Annotated in this window: 6 protein-coding genes; all 6 read left to right on the top strand. The window is 58.3% G+C overall.

The window, feature by feature from the left end; genetic code table 11:
* A partial coding sequence (locus B5F17_RS14350; protein ID WP_087374924.1) for a phage major capsid protein occupies window positions 1-779 on the top strand: 779 nt, incomplete at its 5' end.
* A 16-nt stretch (window positions 780-795) separates the two neighbouring features.
* Entirely contained in the window at window positions 796-1,077 is a 282-nt protein-coding gene (locus tag B5F17_RS14345; protein WP_087374922.1) for a head-tail connector protein, read from the top strand.
* 2 nt (window positions 1,078-1,079) lie between these two features.
* The gene (locus B5F17_RS14340; protein WP_087374920.1) at window positions 1,080-1,415 is read left to right on the top strand and encodes a hypothetical protein; all 336 of its coding nucleotides are present in this window, start codon (window positions 1,080-1,082) and stop codon (window positions 1,413-1,415) included.
* Window positions 1,402-1,746: a hypothetical protein gene (locus B5F17_RS14335; RefSeq protein ID WP_087374918.1), complete on the top strand. Its 345-nt coding sequence runs from the start codon at window positions 1,402-1,404 to the stop codon at window positions 1,744-1,746. Before B5F17_RS14340 ends, B5F17_RS14335 begins: the two co-directional genes overlap by 14 nt.
* Window positions 1,730-2,152, top strand: a complete 423-nt coding sequence (locus tag B5F17_RS14330; RefSeq protein ID WP_162608203.1) for an HK97 gp10 family phage protein — start codon at window positions 1,730-1,732, stop codon at window positions 2,150-2,152. The genes B5F17_RS14335 and B5F17_RS14330 overlap by 17 nt, the downstream gene beginning before the upstream one ends.
* 20 nt (window positions 2,153-2,172) lie before the next feature.
* Window positions 2,173-2,736, top strand: coding sequence for a phage tail protein (locus B5F17_RS14325; protein WP_087374914.1), 564 nt, complete (start codon window positions 2,173-2,175; stop codon window positions 2,734-2,736).
* Window positions 2,737-2,840 lie beyond the last annotated feature (104 nt).

Raw genomic sequence — 2,840 nt, 5'->3', positions numbered from 1 at the left:
TGTCGCTGGTCACTAAGACCAACTTTCCGGGCGGCGTCAAGATTCCGGTCTCGCAGGCGCGTCCGACCGCGACCTGGGTTGCTGAGGGTGCGGGCAGCGACAAGCAGAAGCTGTCCATTCAGGACGTGGTCTTTGCCTACTACAAGCTGCGCTGCGCGGTGGCTATGACCTTCGAGGTGGCCAACCTGTCGCTCGACATCTTCGAGGCGCACTTTATCCAGGTGGTATCCGAGGCCATGGTCGAGGCGCTCGAACAGGCGATCATCAACGGTTCCGGATCGGGTCAGCCCAAGGGCATCCTCAATGAAACCCCGGACGAGGGCCAGGCAATCGAGGTCGCCGCAGACGGCAAGCTGGACTATGCGCTGCTGTGTGAGGCCGAGGGTGCACTGCCCGAAGCATACGAGGCCGATGCGGTCTGGCTGATGAGCAAAAAGACCTTTATGCAGTTTGTGGGCATGGTGGACGCAGATGGCCAGCCGATCGCGCGTACCAATTATGGTCTGGGCGGCTCGCTGGGTACCTATGTGCTGCACGGTCGTACGGTCATTATCAATGACTACATCCCCGATTATGCAGAGACGGTAGAGTCGGACACCATCTTTGCCGCCATCTTCCGCATGAAGGACTATGACCTCAATCTTGCCGCCCAGATGACCCTCAAGACCTACGAGGACAACGACACCGACGACGTCGTGACCAAGGTTATCCAGTTGGCCGACGGCAAGGTGCTGAACAAGTCCTCGCTGGTCACCCTGACCAAGAAGCAGGCGGGCTGAAAGGACGCGGTGAGTGATGGCGACAGTGCTCGAACAGGTACACGCAGCGCTGCGGCTCAAAAGCCGCGCACTCGACGACGATGAGATCACGCCCCTGATCGAGGCGTGCAAGGCCGATCTCAGGATGCACGGCGTGCGCCGGGTGGACGAGACCGACCCGCTGATCGCCCGCGCCATCGTGCTGTACTGCAAGGCATACTTTGGCTATGATGACCAGACCGAGCGCTGGCAGGCGTGCTACGACGGCCTGCGGGACAGCATGGAGCTGTCTGGCGACTACCGAGAGGAGGACGTCTGACCGTGGGCTTTGTAGATTTGACCCTTGTGTCCAAACCCGACACCGAGGGTAAGCTAGACGCCGACGGCTATCCCATCCCGGACGAGACCTCGACCGAGGTTTATGCCGAGATGGGAGAGGTCAAGCGACTGGAATTTTATGAGGCACTGCGCGCGGGCACCCGGCTTTCCTGTGTGTTCCGCGTGCGCGTGCCGGACTACGCCGGGCAGACCATCGTGGAGCTGGACAACAAGCGGTACAAGGTCGAGCGGGCGTACAGCAAGGATGGGGAGTGGATGGAGCTGAACTGCTCCGAGCTCCCCACGGCAAAAGGAGGTGTGACAGATGCGGGGTCTTAATGAGCGATTGATGGACGCGCTCACGCCCGTCCTGCCCACCATGCCAGGCACTTACACCGGGAGCCATGACACCTATCTGGCATTTAATTATGATACGACCGGCATGGAATACGGTGACAACCAGCCCGCCGTCGAGCGGGCGCTCATCCAGGTGCATCTGGTCGCGCCCATGACGGCCAACACAGTCGAGACCCGCAAGGCGGTCAAGCGAGCATTGTTTGCCGCAGGGTTCGGCTGGCCGAGCATGACCGATGCCTCGGATAAGCTCGGGCAGCACTATGTGTTCGAGTGTGAGAGCGTGGAGGTGGATCTGTATGAAGATGGGCGTTGAAGGGCTCGATGCCTTGATCTTGGACTTGGATGAATTGACGCAGATGCCGGATACAGTTCTATCCGATATGCTCCACGCAGGTGGTGAAGTGGTTGCGGAAGCACACCGGAACAAGATTCAGTCGATTGGGCTGGTGGATACTGGACAGCTTCGGGATTCCATCACGGTGGCATCTAAGATTAAATCCAAGAAAAATTCAAAATCCATTGAGATTTATCCCAAAGGCACGCGCAACAATGGCGTGCGTAATGATGAGGTTGCGTTTGTTTATGAGTTCGGCGCACCAAGTCGAGATATTACGGCATGGCAGTGGATGCGCAACGCCAACGAACAAATCAAAGACGTGGCGTGTGAAGCAGCCGAAGAAGTATACGACGACTATTTACGGAGCAAAAACCTGCTCTGACAGACAAAGGAGGAAAACAAATGGCAGCATTTGGCGCAAAATACCCGAGATTTGCACCCAACAAAACAGTCTCGCCCGAGGGCGTCGTGACCTATGACGCGCCGGTGACCATCGGCGCACTGAACAAGGCAGACTTGACCGTGACCATGGCGTCGGGCAAGATCTACGGTGATAACGAGCTTCAGGAGTCGGTTGACGAGTTCGTGTCCGGCACGCTCGCCATGGAGACCACCGACATGGAGGACGAGGTCGCGGGCAAGATCTACGGCGCGACGGTTGAGGAAAAGCTGTGCACCTACAATACCGGCGATACCCCGCCCGAGGGTGGTCTGGGCTACTACAAGACGCTGGTGCGCGCGGGCAAGAAGATTTTTAAGACCTTTTTCTATCCCCGTGCCAAGGCGGCAATCGGCAACGATACGGCGGCGACCAAAGCCGACTCGATCACGTTCTCGACCGTTGCGACCAACTGGACGATTATGGCCGACAAGAATGGCAACTGGCGTCTGACCAAGGAGCATGACACCGAGGAAGCCGCAAAGGCATGGCTGGATACCAAGATGGGTGTCGCGAGTGACGCGTGAGCCTATGCGCAGTGTAACGACAGAGTGGCAGGGCAAGACCTATCATCTGCTGTATAACGGCCGGGCGATGTTCGCGGCACGCGATGCGCTTGGCGATCAGGACA

Origin of the sequence: Butyricicoccus pullicaecorum (genome assembly GCF_002160355.1) — a bacterium.
Taxonomy (GTDB): Bacteria; Bacillota; Clostridia; order Oscillospirales; family Butyricicoccaceae; genus Butyricicoccus; species Butyricicoccus pullicaecorum.
The sequence above is the reverse complement of the archived record's forward strand: the minus strand, read 5'-3'. Positions and strand labels throughout refer to the sequence as shown.

Coding starts and splice junctions, on each gene's coding strand:
- B5F17_RS14330 (WP_162608203.1), top strand. CDS start 1,730: ATGAAGATGGGCGTTGAAGGGCTCGATGCCTTGATCTTGGACTTGGAT.
- B5F17_RS14325 (WP_087374914.1), top strand. CDS start 2,173: ATGGCAGCATTTGGCGCAAAATACCCGAGATTTGCACCCAACAAAACA.
- B5F17_RS14345 (WP_087374922.1), top strand. CDS start 796: ATGGCGACAGTGCTCGAACAGGTACACGCAGCGCTGCGGCTCAAAAGC.
- B5F17_RS14335 (WP_087374918.1), top strand. CDS start 1,402: ATGCGGGGTCTTAATGAGCGATTGATGGACGCGCTCACGCCCGTCCTG.